This is a genomic window from Enterococcus mundtii, assembly GCF_003957375.1.
Classification (GTDB): Bacteria; Bacillota; Bacilli; order Lactobacillales; family Enterococcaceae; genus Enterococcus_B; species Enterococcus_B spodopteracolus.
Genome location: NZ_CP025473.1, coordinates 2,575,023 through 2,590,939 on the forward strand (window position 1 = coordinate 2,575,023; position 15,917 = coordinate 2,590,939).

General features: G+C 40.0%; 15 protein-coding genes and 1 riboswitch. Of the genes, 1 reads left to right on the forward strand and 14 read right to left on the reverse strand.

Features of this window, described 5'->3' with window-relative positions; translation table 11 throughout:
* Position 1: 1 nt before the first annotated feature.
* From priA to CYK55_RS12555, 6 genes are all read right to left on the reverse strand, one after another.
* A complete protein-coding gene (gene priA, locus CYK55_RS12530) occupies positions 2-2,410 on the reverse strand; it encodes a primosomal protein N' (protein ID WP_034688578.1) in 2,409 nt (802 codons plus the stop codon).
* A 190-nt stretch (positions 2,411-2,600) separates the two neighbouring features.
* Entirely contained in the window at positions 2,601-2,906 is a 306-nt protein-coding gene (rpoZ, locus tag CYK55_RS12535; protein ID WP_010734097.1) for a DNA-directed RNA polymerase subunit omega, read from the reverse strand.
* A gap of 4 nt (positions 2,907-2,910) precedes the next feature.
* On the reverse strand, positions 2,911-3,525 hold the full coding sequence (gene gmk / locus CYK55_RS12540) for a guanylate kinase (RefSeq protein ID WP_034688579.1): 615 nt from the start codon (positions 3,523-3,525) through the stop codon (positions 2,911-2,913).
* Positions 3,526-3,782: 257 nt separating this feature from the next.
* Positions 3,783-4,673 (reverse strand): YicC/YloC family endoribonuclease, encoded by an 891-nt coding sequence (locus CYK55_RS12545; protein WP_034688581.1) that lies wholly within the window; start codon positions 4,671-4,673, stop codon positions 3,783-3,785.
* Positions 4,674-4,691: 18 nt separating this feature from the next.
* The gene (locus tag CYK55_RS12550; RefSeq protein WP_019722353.1) at positions 4,692-4,910 is read right to left on the reverse strand and encodes a YdbC family protein; all 219 of its coding nucleotides are present in this window, start codon (positions 4,908-4,910) and stop codon (positions 4,692-4,694) included.
* Complete coding sequence (locus CYK55_RS12555; protein ID WP_034688676.1) at positions 4,880-6,571, reverse strand: patatin-like phospholipase family protein; 1,692 nt, start codon at positions 6,569-6,571, stop codon at positions 4,880-4,882. The genes CYK55_RS12550 and CYK55_RS12555 overlap by 31 nt, the downstream gene beginning before the upstream one ends.
* A gap of 227 nt (positions 6,572-6,798) precedes the next feature.
* Between CYK55_RS12555 and CYK55_RS12560 the strand changes: the two genes are divergently transcribed.
* Positions 6,799-7,575: a hypothetical protein gene (locus CYK55_RS12560; protein ID WP_034688583.1), complete on the forward strand. Its 777-nt coding sequence runs from the start codon at positions 6,799-6,801 to the stop codon at positions 7,573-7,575.
* A gap of 54 nt (positions 7,576-7,629) precedes the next feature.
* On the opposite strand, the gene thiT is transcribed toward CYK55_RS12560, so the two are convergent.
* The 8 genes from thiT to ispE form a co-directional block, all read right to left on the reverse strand.
* Positions 7,630-8,214, reverse strand: a complete 585-nt coding sequence (gene thiT / locus CYK55_RS12565) for an energy-coupled thiamine transporter ThiT (protein ID WP_034688585.1) — start codon at positions 8,212-8,214, stop codon at positions 7,630-7,632.
* An 84-nt stretch (positions 8,215-8,298) separates the two neighbouring features.
* Positions 8,299-8,401: riboswitch (TPP riboswitch) on the reverse strand.
* Between the two features lie 23 nt (positions 8,402-8,424).
* Positions 8,425-9,393, reverse strand: a complete 969-nt coding sequence (locus CYK55_RS12570; RefSeq protein WP_034688588.1) for a ribose-phosphate diphosphokinase — start codon at positions 9,391-9,393, stop codon at positions 8,425-8,427.
* Positions 9,394-9,482: 89 nt separating this feature from the next.
* Complete coding sequence (glmU, locus tag CYK55_RS12575; protein ID WP_034688590.1) at positions 9,483-10,856, reverse strand: bifunctional UDP-N-acetylglucosamine diphosphorylase/glucosamine-1-phosphate N-acetyltransferase GlmU; 1,374 nt, start codon at positions 10,854-10,856, stop codon at positions 9,483-9,485.
* A gap of 154 nt (positions 10,857-11,010) precedes the next feature.
* Positions 11,011-11,829, reverse strand: a complete 819-nt coding sequence (gene purR, locus CYK55_RS12580) for a pur operon repressor (RefSeq protein WP_010734088.1) — start codon at positions 11,827-11,829, stop codon at positions 11,011-11,013.
* Between the two features lie 175 nt (positions 11,830-12,004).
* Entirely contained in the window at positions 12,005-12,826 is an 822-nt protein-coding gene (locus CYK55_RS12585; protein WP_034688593.1) for a metal ABC transporter permease, read from the reverse strand.
* Positions 12,799-13,479: a metal ABC transporter ATP-binding protein gene (locus tag CYK55_RS12590; protein WP_010734086.1), complete on the reverse strand. Its 681-nt coding sequence runs from the start codon at positions 13,477-13,479 to the stop codon at positions 12,799-12,801. The genes CYK55_RS12585 and CYK55_RS12590 overlap by 28 nt, the downstream gene beginning before the upstream one ends.
* An 18-nt stretch (positions 13,480-13,497) precedes the next feature.
* Complete coding sequence (locus CYK55_RS12595) at positions 13,498-14,436, reverse strand: metal ABC transporter substrate-binding protein (RefSeq protein ID WP_034688595.1); 939 nt, start codon at positions 14,434-14,436, stop codon at positions 13,498-13,500.
* 534 nt (positions 14,437-14,970) lie between these two features.
* Positions 14,971-15,819: a 4-(cytidine 5'-diphospho)-2-C-methyl-D-erythritol kinase gene (gene ispE, locus CYK55_RS12600; RefSeq protein WP_034688596.1), complete on the reverse strand. Its 849-nt coding sequence runs from the start codon at positions 15,817-15,819 to the stop codon at positions 14,971-14,973.
* Positions 15,820-15,917 lie beyond the last annotated feature (98 nt).

Below are 15,917 nucleotides of genomic sequence, written 5' to 3' on the forward strand. Positions count from 1 at the left end.
CTTAAATAAAATGTAGCGGTTCGTTGTCGATCGCAACAAATAGATTTTGTCGCTGTTCTTTTTGACTTTGATCCAAAATTTCTTTCAAAACGTTAGGCAGTTCTGGTTCATGTTTATATTTGATGATCAGCTGATAGTAATAGCGATTTTTCACACGTAAAACGGTGCTAGGTACCGGACCTAACAGAAGGCTGTTCGTTCCTAATACTTGCTTTAATTGACTGGCGATCTGAAAGATTTTTTTGGCTGCGACTTGTTCTTCTGGATGACTCGTCGTGATTTTCACAGTGAAATAATAAGGCGGATAGCCTCCACGATGGCGTACATTCATTTCTTGTTGATAAAAGCGTTCATAATTTTGTTCCTTTGCTAAAGTTATCGCATAGTGATTCGGATTAAATGTTTGGATCACGACTTCCCCAGCTTTTTCGGCTCTTCCTGCCCTTCCGGAGACTTGTGTCAATAATTGGAAGGTATGTTCACTAGAACGAAAATCTGGCAGGTTCAACGAAGTATCTGCATTTAGAACGCCGACTAAGGTCACATCAGGAAAATCTAACCCTTTTGCGATCATCTGCGTTCCTAGTAGAATATCCGCTTGTTTGTCCCCAAATTTTTGTAAGATTCGTTCATGCGCGCCTTTTTTTCTTGTGGTATCCACATCCATCCGCAAGATTCTTGCTTGAGGGTAAAGTGCTTTTAACTCTTCTTCCACTTTTTGTGTTCCCGTTCCATAATACCGGATCTTGTTTTCCCCACAATTTGGACAACGATGTGGGATCGCTTCTTCATGTCCACAATAATGGCAACGCATCGAGCGAGAATCCATATGGAGAGTCAATGAGATATCGCAATTTGGGCAAGGCAAGACAAAGCCACAATCTCGGCACATCACAAAGGAAGAATACCCTCGTCGATTCAATAGAAGAACTGTCTGTTCTTTTTTTTCTAATCGATCTTGGATTTTTTCTTGTAATAATTGAGAGAACGTCGATGTCTGATTCTTTTCGAATTCTTCACGCATATCGACGACTTCGATCTCAGGTAATTGCGCACTCATTTTCGCACGCTGACTCAAATGTAACATGCGATAGATCCCTTTTTGTGCACGGGCTCTTGATTCGAGGGAAGGTGTCGCGCTCCCCAAAACGATCGGGCAATGATGGTAATTCCCACGCCACATAGCTAAATCTCTGGCATGGTAACGCGGGGTTTCATCTTGCTTATAGCTCGATTCATGCTCTTCATCAATGATGATCAAACCAATATTCTCTAGTGGGGCAAAGATCGCTGAACGTGCACCAACGACGACCTGCGCTTCATTGCGTTCGATTTTACGCCATTCATCATATTTCTCACCTTGAGACAAGCCACTATGTAAAACTGCGACGGATTCTCCAAAGCGCCCTTTAAAACGTTCGACCATCTGAGGGGTCAATGCGATTTCAGGAACCAACATGATCGCTGTCTTCTTCTCTGCCAAGACATCAGCAATGGCTTGAAGGTAGACTTCCGTTTTCCCACTACCAGTAATTCCTTCAAGTAAAAAGGTTTCATTCTTTTCCTGATGACAGGCTTCGATGATCTGCTGAACCGCCGATTGTTGTTCTTCATTCAATTGTAAGGCAGTCGTTCGTTCAAATACCCGATCTTTATAAGGGTCACGATAACTTTCAACTTCTTCGATACGCAACCAACCTTTATCTCTACCTTGATTCAATACGGCAGAACTGACTCCTTTTTCTTTGAAATAAGCAATAGACATTGGTTTTTCTATTTCTGACAAATAAAGAAGTAATTCTTTTTGTTTTTTCGCATTTTGTCTCAAGGTGCCCCAAGCTTCATCGAGTTGTGCTTTTGACAAAAGAGAGTGAACGACACGGATCGTTTTCACTTTGTTTTTTGTATGGACTTCGTAACGGATATCAACTAGCTTGTTTTTACGCCAACGGATCAATTGTGGTAAGATCCCAGTTTCTTCCGCTTCCTTCCAAGAAATCTCTTGTCTACCTGCGAAAAATGCAACGACTTCTGGTTCATCGGTCACTGGGTAAATGAGCTTATCGTATTCTGCTTTCATGACACTTGGTAGCATCGTTTGTAAACAGGTGATTTTAAAAGCATACGTAATGGTTTTCATATAGTCTGCTAACCTCATCAACTCCTGATTGACAACAGGTGCCAGGTCAAGTAATTGAAGGATCGGCTTTAATTCTTGTTTTAGAGGTTGCTCGTTGGCTGTCAACGCCATCACAAAGCCTTGGACTTGGCGATTGCCGTTTCCAAATGGTATCGCTACACGCATACCGACTTGGATAGCCGCTTCCATTTCAGAAGGAACCAAGTAGGTGAATGCTTGATCGGTTTGCATAGTTGGTACATCGACAATCACATCCGCAATAACAGTCATGGACTCCTTCTCCTTTCTTCATCTTGGATTTAAACACAAAATGGCTCTTGCCTATTTTACTAGAGATTCCTTGTTTTGTCTTACTTTCTGCCAAATCCTAACAAAAAATTAACGCAGGAAAAAAAAGAGCCTAGGAACATTTCCCAAGCTCAAATCTTTTGCTATCCATAAGCGGAATAGTGAGTTGATTTTATAGTTTTTGCTCGTCACGGATACGAGACTCTAATTCTTGTTGTGCACGGTCTTTTTGCGCACGACGTTCTTCGTCTTCCATACGTAGACGTTCACGTTTTAATTCAGGATGTGGATCACTGATCACATTCCCTGCTTCGATTTCTTCTAAAGCTTGTCCAACACTTTTGACAGAATCAAATGAATCCATTGTTGGTTGTGCTTTTGCATCTAATTCATGTGCACGTTTACTTGCTAAGATCACTAGAGAATATTTTGAATTCACACGATCTAATAATGAGTCGATTGAAGGTTTTAACATCATAAGACTACATCTCCTTTAACATTTTGATATATTTTCCGATGACACGATCGACACGGAAATGTTCACTTGCAATAATATCTTTGATTCGGTTGACCGCTAATGGAACTTCATCATTGACAACAGCATAGTCATACAGTGCCATCATCTCGATTTCTTCCTTAGCGACTTTCATTCGTTCCTCGATTACTTCATCTGCATCTGTCCCACGCCCAACGATTCGTGATTTCAATTCTGCTAAATCTGGGGGCGTCAGGAAAATAAATACGCCGTCAGGTACTTTTTCTTTTACTTGTTGTGCACCTTGGACTTCAATTTCAAGAAAAACGTCTTTTCCTTCGTCTAAGGTTTTGTTGACATATGATAGTGGTGTACCATAATAATTCCCGACATATTCTGCATATTCCAACATTTCGCCTTCAGCGATCATTTGTTCAAATTCTTCACGGCTTCGGAAATAGTAGTCGACTCCTTCAACTTCTCCTTCACGCATCTTGCGTGTCGTCATCGAAATCGAATATTGGAAATCATTATCCTCACTCTCAAAAATTGCTTTTCGCACTGTGCCTTTTCCCACACCCGATGGACCAGACAACACGATTAATAATCCACGCTCTGACATGACGACGTCCTTTCAACTAGTCTTTTTTATACTATTGCTTATTTTGCACTTTTTTCTTGCAACTTTCAAGGCTATTTTTTTATTATAGCTAGAAAAACTAGAAAAAGCTAGTCTACTTCCCACTAAAGAGTCCAAGACAAAAGTAAAATTTACTTCTGTTGTATACCTAAAAAACGAATAAACGGCGGAAACAGGAGTAACCTCTTCGGAAATAAGCCTGCCTAACGGACAGGTCATCAATTAGACAGGCTGGACACTTATTCAATATTTTGGATTTGCTCACGGATTTTTTCTAAAATCGTTTTAGACTGAACGACATGGTTTTTGATTTCGATCGCGCTTGATTTTGAGCCGATCGTATTGATTTCGCGATTCATCTCTTGTAAAAGAAAATCTAGTTCTCTACCGATGGGATAATCTGCTTCAAGTAGCTCTTCCAATTTCTGCGCATGGATGATTAAACGGTCGATTTCTTCGTGGATATCGCCACGCTCTAAAAGAATCGCTATTTCGGTCAATAAACGATCTCGCTCAACTTCTGCACCAAGAAAAGCTTCTAATTTTTCTTGGTATCTCGTCTGAAATTCCTGCTCATAAATCTCGACAAAGTTAGTTAATCCAACAATATTTTGTTTTAATTCTGCGGTTTGTTGAAGTAACACGTTCGCCAAGGCTTGGCCTTCTATACTCCGACTTTCTTCGATTGAACGAAGTGCTGTTTGCATCGTTTCTTTCGCTAATTGTGCAAGTAATTCTTGATCCTCTTCCGTTGCTTCAGCAATTGTCACAAACTCTTCGTTTAGTGCAAAACGTTCGATCAGTTTACCGATCGACAATGCGTTCGCTTCGCCATACCTTTCTTTAATACCGGTAGTCATCTGTGTATAGAGCGTATCGATCAGTTGCCAATTGATCGTCACTTTTTTATCTTGTTCACCTAAGTATGTTAAATTAATAAAGACATCGACACGACCTCGACTTAACTTCGTTTTGATCAATTGTCTCAGTTCATTTTCAACAAAACCTAATACTTTAGGGCTACGTATCTGGATATCTAAAAACCGTTGATTGACGCTTTTGATCTCGATTTCAAGTTGATAGTTCTTTTTTTCGCGGATGGCATTGCCAAAGCCAGTCATGCTCTTCATGCGACAGAGTCCTTTCTTTTACATATTTTTAATTGCTTTTTGTAACTCTTCAAACTCTTCGTTCGTTAATGTTAGTCCCTTACCCATTTTTTCATGGTCCGGTGCCCAATCCCGCAAGTCAAATTTGGGTGGTCTGCCATTCCAACTCACTAAGTTCAATTCTTTGCGCCATCCCTTATTGTTTTCAGATAAAACTGCAATTTCTTCTACGATCTCATATGAGAATTCTTGTGCCATTTTTGTTCCTCCTTTAGATGATAAAGATAGAGATACATCAAAGTTTCTACTGTATCTGCATTGAGTTGTCGTTGTAAGCGATCACGCTTTTTTTCTTTCACGTATTGGTAGATCGCGTGTTCCTTCATTACGTGTATTTTAGCATTTCGTTCCAGTTTTCGAAACTTCAACCATTCGCTGGCATTTAATTGACCAACCTTTTTTAAAAATGCTTCATCGATTTTACTTTCTTGGCAAATGAGCGGTAATATTTCTTCGACAGTATACACTTTATTCGGTAAGATCAATTTTTGTTTCGCTAGTAGCTCAAGCATCGCCAATCCGCATGTTTCACTTGTGACCCTGTCTTTATATACATTACGCAAGTCCCGCCAGAATTTTTCTTTGTAAAAAAAGGATACGTCTAAATCAAGTGTTTCGACTAAGAAACGTAAGAAACGTCGCCAATAACGTTCAGCTGGCTTTGCTGTTTCAAACGTATACCAGTTTCCTTGATAGATCCCTAAACACTTTTTAGCCTCTAAATAACCTAATTGGATATTCAATTGGTTTCTTTGTCGCTCAAAAACTAAGAAACCACCTAAAGACCAGTTTGAACAACATTTCCAGGTCACCAAAGCATCAGGTTCCTTGTATTTTTTTGTCACCCCCGGTCCTTGGACATCGACAATCAAGACTTCGGTTGCACCTTGTTGGATCGCAACATCTACTGGCACGTTATTTCGATAGCCACCATCAACATATTTTGATCCGTCGATCTGACGATAAGCCATGGCAGGATAAAAAGAAGCAGAGGCGAGAACCCAATCGGCGATTTCTGTTGGTTCTAATGCTTGGATCCTTGTAACTGTTTCTTGAAATTCTGGGATTTTAGTTGCGATTGTATAGAGTTGCGGTTTTTCTGTATATTTGATTTTTTCTGGATCTAGGTACTGCTCTAGTAATGCTTCCAACGGTGCAATCGAGGTTCCTCCTTCGACTACTGCACGACGTGTCATCAAGCTGGCTTCTTGGATATAACGTTGCCTCAACTCTTCTGATAAGGCAACCTCTGGCAAAGCCAATACTTGATTGGTTGATAGTTCCTGCCATAAGTCAATGGCTTGTGTTAGTTGATCCTGAACGACCAATGCCCCATTTAGCGCACCTACAGAAGTGCCAGTAACGAGTGAAATCTCTAGATTTTCCTCTTTCAATGCTTTCCAAACACCTATTTGATAAGCACCATGCGCCCCTCCCCCGCCTAAGACAAGGCCGGTATGATAGGATATTTTCTTCTCAAACGATTGCGTTCCCAAATAACCACTTCGGTGGAAAAGGTCGATCATGTTCGGTGAGATTGAATGATCAAACCGGACGAGTCCGTATTTTTTGAAAAAATAACGAATCGTACTTTCTAACAATAGGAAAATATCGGACCACTGCCAATATTCTTCTTCAATCAACACGTTGGTATAGATCAATTTTTCATTCGTTATTTCTACAGTAAAGTAAATGTTCAGCCTTTTCGATACGATCTTCCATGCCTGTTGTTTTTTTGCCTGTTGCCAAAAATGTTGCCGGCTTTCTTGATGTGTAGTAAAAAAACTAAACAGTTGTTTTGCTTGCTGCACTCGATTCTGCTGATAACGTTCCGACCAATAGACTTTTTGAACTTTCATAGACACCTCGGATTCTCTTTTTCTTTTATTATATCAGTAATCAGAAAAAAGGGTGAGGGTGAATAGTCATCTGATAGCAGTGTTATATATATTTTTTTTACTCTATATTCATCGTTTATCCATAAAAAAAGTTGCTTTGTAATCGAATTTTAAAATAAAAGAAACAAGCTTTTTTTTTGTAAATGTTGTAAAATGAAAGGGATGAGATACAGGGGAGGAGGAGCATGATGAGTGATTCAGTATATGTACATATCGATACAACTAGTAACGCCGTTTTGACCAAAGGGCTGACTATCAATGATTTTTCAAATAACATCGTGCATTTTCCTCAAAATCTACTTTTGTTGGACCCTTCCGCATCTGCTGGAGAATATGAATCACACACAGGCTTGAAGGTTATTCGGGGAACTGAGAATATCCAAAGATTTTTCCAAACCGTTCGTAGCCGTAACAACAGTACGGATCTTAAATGGATCGATTTTACGGATTTGACGATGTTAAAAGAATTAAGTCCTTTAGAAATCTCAGAGTTGCTTTATTTTGGTCATATGAAAACACATCTCCATTCACCTTTTTTCTATAAATTACAAAATAACTTTGTTTATTTTGATTTGAGCGATCATCTAGGTAGAACCTATTATCGTTATTTAGATGAATTTTATCGGATTTTTGCCAACAAGTTAAGCACGATCTTGGCGGGAAAAATCAACGAAAAAAAATCATTCTTTCGAAAAGAGATCCCTGTTGAAAAAATCAGTGTAGAGATACTGAAAAAGATGCGTAATTTAATGCAAGAAGGAATCATTTTTTCGTTTGATCAAGCAGGTTTGGTCGATGACAAGTATGAGATCCCGATTTATGTCATTGAAGATTACGTTTGGAAATTAAAAGGAACACGTTACTTGGAAGAAAAACCGGTAGCTGTTCTCGTCTATCATGCCGCTCAACAACGTTGGCAACTAGACGGCAACGTTTCTGATTTTGTTTACAACACATTTGTATAATGACAGTCAACTCCACTAAAAAAGCGTAAAGGTCAGCTGCCTTTACGCCTTTTTTTAATTTTTGCTTTTTCGTACTTGCAATCCTTCGCTTACAAATAAAGAAGGAACGGTCTGTTCGATACCTAGTAGGACAATAGTTGTTACAATCCCAGTAGCTAACCCACTAGCACCATTCATGACTAAAGAGAACAACCATGGATTCATTCCCCATAGTGCGAAACTCCCCCAAAAAGCAACCCCAGCGACAAAATGCCAGAAATATCTGGCAGTCACACCAACGAATGTCGCTAAAATGATCGTTGAGGCCATTTTCTTACGATTGCCTTGCAGATAACTTTGTTGCATTCTTTGCGAAAAAATCCCTGCAACGCCAGCAAACGTAAACGCGATCGGATACTCGATCAACACTTGGATGACACTCAAGTAATAGACAGTCCCCATGGGAAAATGAAGGATTCCCCACAGAAAAGCCGATCCCATACCAGCTTTCCAACCCCTTCTCAAAGCAAATAAAGTTAAAGGGATTTGTCCGAGCGAGATTGCAAAACTACTACCTATTTGTAGAGGAATCATCGACAACACTAAAGATAATGCTGCGACGATTGTTCCCTCGATCCAGACACGATGATTCTTATTCATAAAAAAGCTTCCTCCTTTATAATTGGACATCACAAAGGAGGAAGCAAGTTTGTTTTTTTTACAAACAGCTTCGTGCTTTCACACTAGCTATTCATTCACAATTCCTACGCTCGCATAACCGAAACAGGTACGAAGGGTTTAGAATATATTCAGTCTCAGCCCAAAATGGACTCCCCTTTGTGATTGTAATTATTTAGTTTTTGTTTTCCTTTATCTTTTTGTTTCAAATAAAGGACTAACTGGTTTGTTTTCATGGATACGTTTGATTGCGTCACCCATCAAGCCACCAACGCTTACTTCGTCAATCTTATCAATTTTGCGATCTTCTGGCAAATAGATTGAATCCGTTACAACTAAGCGCTCGATTGCAGAGTCTTCGATTCTTTGTAAAGCAGGTCCTGACAACACAGGATGTGTACATGACGCATAAACGCTCACTGCTCCAGCTTCTTTCAACGCATTGGCAGCCAATGTGATCGTTCCAGCTGTATCGATCATGTCATCGATCAAGACACACGTTTTGCCTTCTACTTGACCAATGATATTCATCACTTCTGCCACATTTGCTTTTGGACGGCGTTTATCAATGATTGCAATTGGTGCTTTTAAAAATTCAGCCAATTTACGTGCACGAGTAACACCACCATGGTCAGGTGAAACAACGACAACATCATCGCCTTGAATCCCTTTTTCTAAGAAGTAATTCGCAATCAGTGGTGCGCCCATCAAATGGTCGACCGGAATATCAAAGAAACCTTGGATTTGGACTGCGTGCAAGTCAAGTGTCAACATTCTTGTTGCTCCAGCTTTTTGGATCATATTTGCCACTAATTTTGCAGTGATTGGTTCACGCGCGCGCGCTTTACGGTCTTGACGTGCGTAACCGTAATACGGCATTACAACGTTGATCGTTTTGGCACTTGCACGCTTCAATGCATCAATCATGATCAACAGTTCCATCAGGTTATCATTTACCGGACTACTTGTTGATTGAATAACATATACGTGTGAACCACGGATACTTTCTTCGATATTGACCTGGATCTCACCATCACTAAATTGAGTGACGGATGATTTTCCTAATTCAACCCCAACAGCTGTAGCAATTTTTTCTGCCAATGGACGATTTGAGTTTAATGCAAATATTTTTAATCTTGGATCAAAGTAATGTTTGGACATGAGGACCTCCGCTTTCTTTTTCACAACTCTACTACCTAATAAATACTAGTCATATTTGCCGAATAAATCAAGTGATTTTGCAAAAAGTATCAATTTGAATATGGGAGTTTCTTCGCGTATCCTTCTTTATTGACTTGTCTAGCGCGTGCGATAGCCATTGCATGTTCAGGAACATCGTTAGTGATCGTCGAACCAGCAGCGATACATGTATTTTCTGCCACTTCCACTGGCGCCACAAGATTCGCATTTGACCCAATAAAACTATGGTCACCGACTGTTGTATGATGTTTTACTTTTCCGTCATAATTGACAAAGACGACACCACACCCCACATTGATTTCTTCACCAAGTGTTGCATCCCCGACATACGTCAAGTGACCAACTTTTGTGTTTTTGCCTATTTTCGCATTTTTCACTTCTACAAAGTTGCCGATATGGACGCCTTCTGCAATTTCTGCTTTTGGACGTAAATGGGCATACGGTCCTACATCTGCTTTACTTTTGACCAAACTGTGTTCGATCACTGAGTTTTCGATGACTACTTGGTCACCGATCTTGCTGTCAACAATACGTGAATGTGCACCAATAAAACAATCTTCGCCAATTTCTGTTTCCCCTTGGATCTGAACGCCCGCTTCGATCACTGTATCTGAACCAATCACAACATCTGCATCAATATACGTAGTTGCAGGATCAACAAAGCTAACGCCATTGACCATATGTTTTTTGTTGATTCTTTGGCGCATCAACTCGTTTGCTTTTGCTAGTGCTATACGATCATTGACACCCATACACTCATCGAAATCTTCCGTCTGATACGCAGCAACTGGATTTCCAGCATCTTTCAGAATCTCAACGATGTCTGTTAAATAATACTCGCCTTGTGCATTGTCTGTTCCTACTTTATTCAATGCTTCAAATAACGCTTTGTTATCGAAACAGTAAGTTCCTGTATTGATTTCTTGAACTAACGCTTCTTCTGGCGAAGCGTCTTTTTGCTCAACGATTTTTTCGACGATTCCTACATGATCACGAATGATTCTGCCATAACCTGTCGGATCTTCTGCTTGTGCAGTCAAAATCGTGGCACTTGCATTTTTCCCTTGATGGTATTCAAACAAGTTGTTCAACGTCTCAGTTGTCAATAAAGGGGTGTCACCACTGATAACTAACGTCGTGCCTTCCTTACCTGCTAAAAATGAGGCTGCTTGTAGTACCGCATGACCCGTCCCAAGTTGTTCCGCTTGTAACGCATACTCGCTACGTTCGCCTAGCTGAGCTTTGACTTTCTCTGCACCGTGTCCAACGATCGTCACGATTTGATCAGGGTTTGTCTCACTTACACGGTTGATGATATGTTCGACCATCGGTTTCCCAGAAACAGGGTGTAGGACCTTGTATAGTTTTGATTTCATGCGAGTACCTTTACCCGCGGCTAATATGATTGCATAACGTGCATCCAAATGTGTCACTCCTAAATTACGATTTATTATTTTTAGTTTAGCCCAGTCGCTCTTTTTTTTCAACTAAACGTTCATTTTAGAAACCACGACGCAAAAAAAGAAGAGACATCATCCATCGCCTCTTCTTTTTCCATAGTACCCTGTTTTCGTTGTTTTATTCTTCGAAATAGTTGCCTGGTACTACAGTGATATTTTTCGTTTTTGTATCCACATCTTTGACGTAAAGTAGTGACGTGTAGTCATTGATTGCGCGATGTCCGTTGAATTTTGACTCCGCAAACACAGTGATACCGACAAGCTCAGATTCAAATTCTTCAATCAAGCTCTTCATTCCGTTCACTGTTCCGCCGCCTTTCATAAAGTCATCGACGACAAGCACGCGAGAACCACGTTTCAAACTTCTTTTTGATAGTTCCATTTTTTCGATCCGTTCAGATGAACCTGAAACATAGTTCACACTCACTGTAGAACCTTCTGTAATCTTAGAGTCACGACGAACGATGACAAACGGTGCGTTCAAGTAATAGGAAACGGCTTGAGCGATTGGCACCCCTTTTGTGGCTACAGTCATTACAGCATCGATTTTTTCTCCTAAATATTTTGAGGCAATGATTTTCCCTACTTGACGTAATAGCTCAGGTTCTCCTAATAGATCAGATAAGTAAACATAGCCTCCAGGGAGTAAGCGGTCTTGTTCAGACAAGCGCTCAGCTAGCGATTCAACATATTTCTTTGCTTCTTCATAGGAAATCTCGGGAATGAATAGAACACCTCCGGCTGCACCAGGGATTGTTTCAAGCGTTCCGTAACCTCTTTCTTTAAATGTTTTTTTGATGATCCCCAAATCTTCACTGATCGAAGATTTAGCAGATTCATAACGTTCGGCAAAGCTTGTTAATGAAATCAATTCATGCGGATGATCTAATAAATACTGTGTCATATCGACAAGACGCTCACTGCGACGTACTTTCAAAAATTCCAGCTCCTTTTTCCAACAAATTTTATCGTGTTTCATTATATAAGTTTTTTCGGGAAAATTCGAGCATTTTATCCAAAATTAAGAAAATAGTTCGGTATTTATAAAAAAATAGGTAGCTATTTAAGACATTTGTTTGTCTCAAATAACTACCTGTTTTAAAAATAGTGAGCTATTTTTTCCTTCTAATCCCTAATAAAATACGTTTACTCAAGTTGACTAATAAGAATAAAAAGATAAATACTAACGTGATAGTTGCCCCTGGAGGTGTATCCAAGTAGAATGAACTAGTCAACCCAGAAAGCATACCAATAAAACCAACGATGATACTGATCAATATGACAATATTGAAGCTTTTCCCTAAACGCATCCCGATTGCTGCTGGCAAAACCATAATAGCAGAAATCAACAACGCACCTGCTATCGGGATCATCACAGCGATTGCTACCCCAGTAATGATATTGAACATCATTGACATCCAACGAACCGGCAGTCCATCGACATGAGCGGTGTCTTCATCAAAGGTCAACACGTACATCGGACGTTTGCATAAGAAAAATAAAAGACCGATCACTGCAAACAAAATACCTAGGAATAGAACTTGCGACCAAGTGATCGTCACAATCGATCCAAATAAATAAGATTGGATGCTCGTGGCAGAATTACCCCCACTCAAATTCATCAAAACTAATGCAAGCGCAAGCCCGCCTGCCATTAAGATCGCAATGGAAATCTCTGAATACGTACGATACATCGAACGTAGGTATTCTAGAATGATTGCAGCGATAACGACTACCACCATTGTGGTCATCGTTGGATTGAGATTGAGGAAAAATCCTAAGGCTACCCCTGCTAAAGAAACATGAGACAGTGTATCTGCCATCAACGATTGCCGACGTATCACTAAGAATACTCCTAACATCGGTGCAATTCCTGCAATAAAGATCGCGGCAAGAAATGCCCGCCTCATGAATTCATATGAAAGCAACGCCATTGAGAATCCTCCTTTCTCACTAAACGGATTTGTCGATCCGCATATTGTTTGATATCTTCGTGATCATGAGTGATCATCAATACAGCTTTACCGTGGTCGTGTGCGCTATGGCGCAACAAACGATAAAATTCATTTCGTGATTCTTCATCCATTCCAGTCGTTGGTTCATCAAGTACAAATAAATCTGGATCAGTCGCAAAAATACGTGCTAAACTGATTCGCTGCTTTTGACCACCAGATAGCTCACCGATCCGACGATGACGCATATCCCACATACCAACAGATTCTAAGGCACGCTTGACATGCTCATGGTCTTTTTCGCTTAACCGTTTGAACCAACGACCTCTCGGATATCTGCCAGAACGTACTAATTCTAAGACTGTACTAGGAAAACCCGCATTAAAGGAAGAAACTTGTTGTGGGATGTACCCGATACTTAATTTGTCTCCATCTTGATTTTTTCCTGCAATTTTGATGGTCCCTTTAGAGGGCTTCAATAACCCCAAAGAAGCTTTGATCAATGTAGATTTTGCCGCCCCGTTTTCACCAGTCAAAATCACAAATTCACCGGCATCTACATGATAAGAAACACCTTCTAACACAGGTTCTTCATCATAATAGAAAGTAAGATCAGCTATTTCGATATAACGCACATAGAGGACTCCCTTCCTTTACTTTATGCTTTCTTTTAATGCCTCTAGGTTTTTCTCCATGGTAGAAATGTAGGTTTCACCCGCTTTGATTTGTTCATTCGTCAAACTCTCAAGGGGATTAAGTACTTCAAGTTTTACACCTGTTTCCTTTGATAATGTCTCTGCTACTTTAGATGACGCATTTTCTTCAAAATAGATAACTTCGATTTTATTTTGATCGACAAAATCTTTCAATTCAGCCAATCGACTAGGCGTAGGCTCTTGATCCGGTGAAACTCCTGAGATGGCTACTTGTTTTAGGTCGTAGCGATTTGCTAAATAAGCAAAGGCAGCATGTTGCGTCACAAACGTTCGATTGGTTGCACCTTTTAACGCCTCTGTATAGTTCTGATCTAATGCTTCTAATTTTTTGATATAAGCTGCGGCATTTTGGTCAAATGTGTCTTTTTTATCTGGATATTTCTTGCCGAGCTCTGTAGCAATCGTCTGTACTTCTTGGATCGCTAATGTTGGATCTAACCAAACATGAGGGTCATAGGCATGGTCATGCTGATGTCCTTCTGACTCTTCGTGCTTTTCTTCATGCTCTTCTTGTGACTCTAGACGTTCAATTCCCTTAGCAGCTTCGATCATCAACGTTTGATCGGTATCGACCGTGTCTTTCAATGAGTCAACAAAAAATTCCATATCTGAACTGTTATAAACAAAAACATCTGCATCCGCAATGGTGGCACTTTGTTTTGCACTTGGCTCAAAATCGTGGGGTTCCGTTCCTGCGGGGATCAATAATTCGACCTTCCCACTATCACCAACGACTTCTTTCGTAAATTCATACATCGGGTAAAACGTTGCGACAACGTTCAACTCATCTTGTGCCGATTCTTGGGCTGTCTGTCCACACGCTGTAAATAGGAAAGCTCCTATTACTAAAGATGCGGCTAATAAATATTTCTTCATATATGCTCCTTTCAAAACAAATCGTAATATTACGATTTACCAACGAGGATTAATGTACCAAATTAAAAAAAAACAGTCAATAGTTTAACCTGATTTTCTGATTTAAATGCAAACTTATCCTGTAAATCGGAAAACAAATGAATTACCCGTCATATCAACAACGAACGTAATCGTTTTCTTTCAACTTTGGTCAAAAAGTGACTGTTCAACACTATTATTTTTTTCCGATAATAATGAACGATTGGTTGAGATTGATAACAAAAAAAGAAGGTAACGATCCTTCATCCTCTAAAACGAAATAAGCGGGAATGATGTCAGGGATATTAGTCCTCTCACATCTCCTAAAACTGAATAAACGGCAGAAACAGAAGTAGCCTCTCCGGAAATAAGGCGTCATCCACAAAAATTTGAAAAACAAATTTCGTGGATGACGCCTTATTTCTCGAGGCTAAACACTTCTGTTCCGACCTCTTTTACCGCACATTTTTCGAAGCTGACTATTTCCGTCATGACATCGTGTCTCTTTTCATGCGTTTATAGCGTTCTGACAAGATAAACTTCCTCACAAAAACCTTTTAATCCGTTGTAGACGCGTTGGGCTCTGGAATAGTGTTGACAAAGGGCAAAAACAGTTGGTCCACTACCACTCATCAGGGCCGCGTCTGCACCATATTTAATCATTCGCTCTTTGATTTGATAAATGACCGGATGGCGTTTTCCTGTCACATCTTCAAGACTATTCCCCATTTTCGTCAACATTTTTTGATAATCTTGTTGTCGAAGCGCATCAGTCAACCCAGTAATATCTTGATGTTGGATTTTTTGCGTATCGATTTCTCGAAAAACAGTTCGTGTCGAAACACTCATTTTAGGTTTTACTAAGATGATCCAGCAAGAGGGCATCGCTGGCAACAATTGGACGATTTCTCCCTTTCCACCTACGTAAGCAGTTTGGCCATAAACACAGTAAGGAACATCTGTCCCCACTTCCAAGCCGATCTCTGCTAGTTCTTCTAAGCTACAGCCTAACTCCCATAACCGATTGATCCCTCGCAACGCTGCAGCACAATCTGTACTTCCACCACCTAGGCCAGCAGCAACAGGAATATTCTTTTTCACAACGATTTTTACGCCTTTTTTGATTTGATATTTCTTTTTCAACAACAAAGCTGCTTGATACACATTGTTACGCTGATCTACCGGTAAAAATGCTTTATTCGTTTCAACAATGATCCGATCTTCCGATAGCTCTTCAAAGAACAAGTGATCAGCTAAATCTACACTTGACATCACCATTTCCAACTCATGATACCCATCTGGTCTTTTATATAACACATCCAACCCTAAGTTTATCTTCGCTGGTGCTTTTTCAATCAATTCCATCCTCTCACCCATTCGAAAAGTCTAAGTCGAAAGTATTCTATCATAGGGGAAAATAAAAGTATAGCTTCCACCAACATGCGTAAACACTTTCCTTACAG

Excerpts from the sequence above, each read along its gene's own strand:
- gmk (WP_034688579.1), bottom strand. The coding sequence starts at position 3,525 with ATGTCAGAGCGTGGATTATTAATCGTGTTGTCTGGTCCATCGGGTGTG.
- CYK55_RS12585 (WP_034688593.1), bottom strand. The coding sequence starts at position 12,826 with ATGGCGTTGCTTTCATATGAATTCATGAGGCGGGCATTTCTTGCCGCG.
- CYK55_RS12555 (WP_034688676.1), bottom strand. The coding sequence starts at position 6,571 with ATGAAAGTTCAAAAAGTCTATTGGTCGGAACGTTATCAGCAGAATCGA.
- rpoZ (WP_010734097.1), bottom strand. The coding sequence starts at position 2,906 with ATGATGTTAAAACCTTCAATCGACTCATTATTAGATCGTGTGAATTCA.
- priA (WP_034688578.1), bottom strand. The coding sequence starts at position 2,410 with ATGACTGTTATTGCGGATGTGATTGTCGATGTACCAACTATGCAAACC.
- CYK55_RS12595 (WP_034688595.1), bottom strand. The coding sequence starts at position 14,436 with ATGAAGAAATATTTATTAGCCGCATCTTTAGTAATAGGAGCTTTCCTA.
- CYK55_RS12560 (WP_034688583.1), top strand. The coding sequence starts at position 6,799 with ATGAGTGATTCAGTATATGTACATATCGATACAACTAGTAACGCCGTT.
- CYK55_RS12545 (WP_034688581.1), bottom strand. The coding sequence starts at position 4,673 with ATGAAGAGCATGACTGGCTTTGGCAATGCCATCCGCGAAAAAAAGAAC.
- thiT (WP_034688585.1), bottom strand. The coding sequence starts at position 8,214 with ATGAATAAGAATCATCGTGTCTGGATCGAGGGAACAATCGTCGCAGCA.
- CYK55_RS12570 (WP_034688588.1), bottom strand. The coding sequence starts at position 9,393 with ATGTCCAAACATTACTTTGATCCAAGATTAAAAATATTTGCATTAAAC.
- CYK55_RS12550 (WP_019722353.1), bottom strand. The coding sequence starts at position 4,910 with ATGGCACAAGAATTCTCATATGAGATCGTAGAAGAAATTGCAGTTTTA.
- ispE (WP_034688596.1), bottom strand. The coding sequence starts at position 15,819 with ATGGAATTGATTGAAAAAGCACCAGCGAAGATAAACTTAGGGTTGGAT.